General features: G+C 71.5%; 2 protein-coding genes. Both read left to right on the plus strand.

Annotated elements, in window-relative coordinates:
- A partial coding sequence (locus EBH09_RS34785; protein WP_238697530.1) for a LysR family substrate-binding domain-containing protein occupies positions 1-751 on the plus strand: 751 nt, incomplete at its 5' end.
- A gap of 74 nt (positions 752-825) precedes the next feature.
- A complete protein-coding gene (locus tag EBH09_RS34790) occupies positions 826-1,581 on the plus strand; it encodes a PepSY domain-containing protein (protein WP_121750771.1) in 756 nt (251 codons plus the stop codon).
- Positions 1,582-1,634: the final 53 nt, after the last annotated feature.

The raw sequence follows: 1,634 nt of genomic DNA on the forward strand, positions 1-1,634 counted from the left end.
GACGGTCCTCGGCCGGGCCCGTCCGCTCCTGGCCGACATGCGCACCCTGGTCCGCGAGGCCCGCGCCGCCGCGGCCGGCGGCGACAGCCGGCTGCGCGTCGGCTCCACGGCCAGCCGTGCCCTGGCCGGCTGGCTGCGCCGGCTCAGACAGCCGGGCCTGGAACCGACGCTCCAGATGGACGTCTCCGCCAACGCGCTGCTGCGCAGGGTCACCGACGGCCAGCTCGACGTCGCCTTCGTGCACGAGGTGGAGGGCTGCTCGCTGCACGTCCCCGAGGGCCTGCGGCTGCGGGTCCTCGTCGAACGCGAACCCCAGTTCGTCATGCTGCCCGCCGACCATCCCGCGGCCGCCCGGACCGTCGTCCGCCTCACCGACCTGGCCGACGACCGCTGGATGGTCGATCCCACCGTCGACGGCGAGTGGGACGGCGTGCACCGCATGCTGCGCGCCGTCGGCCTCGACCCCCGCGTCCTGCACGGCGACTACCACACCGCCGCGTCCCTCGTCGCCACCGGTGAGGTGGTCACCGTCTGCCAGCCCAGCTCCCAGTCCCGCCCCGACACGGCCGTACGGCGGCTGTACGGCGACCCCCTCGGCGTACGCCTGCTGCTGGCCGCGCGTACCCGGGCCGAGCTGGACGCCGTCTATCCGGCGCTGGAGGAGGCGTACTGGGAGGTGGCCCGTCAGTCCCCCGCGTACCGGGAGTGGCTGGAGCACCTCGGGCCCCGCCTCGTACCGGCGGCCCCCTGAGCCGTATCGGCCATTACGGTGGTTTCCCGCCCTAACCGGTATGGCAAGAAGGTCATATGGTTACGGAGAGGTGTATGAGCTCTGTGCGACGTCTTCCGCCTCTTCGTTCGATGGCCGTCATCTGTGCCCTGGGCAGTTCCGTCCTCCTGATGACCGGCTGCACGAACGCCGACACGACACGCTCCAGTGTCGCCGAGGCGGCTCAGACCACTCCCCCCACCACGTCCCCCACCAACACGGCTTCCGCCACCGACACCGCTTCCCCCTCTCCCTCCGAGTCCCTGACCGACGACCAGGCCGAGCGCCAGGCGCTCGTCCCGAAGGCGAAGGTCACCTGGGACAAGGCTGCCGACACCGCCGTCAAGGAGGTCCCCGAGGGCAAGCTCGTCGACCTCGAACTGAAGCCCACGTCCGCCGAGGCCACCGCGTCGACCGGCTCGCCCAGCCCCAGCATGCCGAACCCGGCTCCCAGTCAGGGCGCACCCGAGTGGGAGGCCAAGGTCGCCGCCCCCGACGGCACCGTGCACCGGATCGACGTCGACGCGGTCTCCGGCGAGGTCTTCCGCACCCAGGCCGAGGACCAGGACGCCGACGACAAGCAGCAGGTCGCCGACTGGCTGAAGAAGGCCACGCAGACGCCGGAGCAGGCCGTGAAGGTGGCCACCGACAACGCCAAGGGCACCGTGACCCACGTCGCACTCGAAGAGGGCGACAACCAGAAGGTCATGTGGTCCGTGGACGTCGTGTCGACCGACAACTGGGACAAGACGACCGTGGACGTCGACGCGACCAACGGCGAGGTACTGCGCGAGGACGTGGACAGCGACTGAGCGCCGCCCCCGCACACCGCGAGAAGAACCGAAGCCGCACGGGAGCAGCCGGG

The organism is Streptomyces sp. E2N166 (assembly GCF_003671715.1).
GTDB lineage: Bacteria > Actinomycetota > Actinomycetes > Streptomycetales > Streptomycetaceae > Streptomyces > Streptomyces thinghirensis.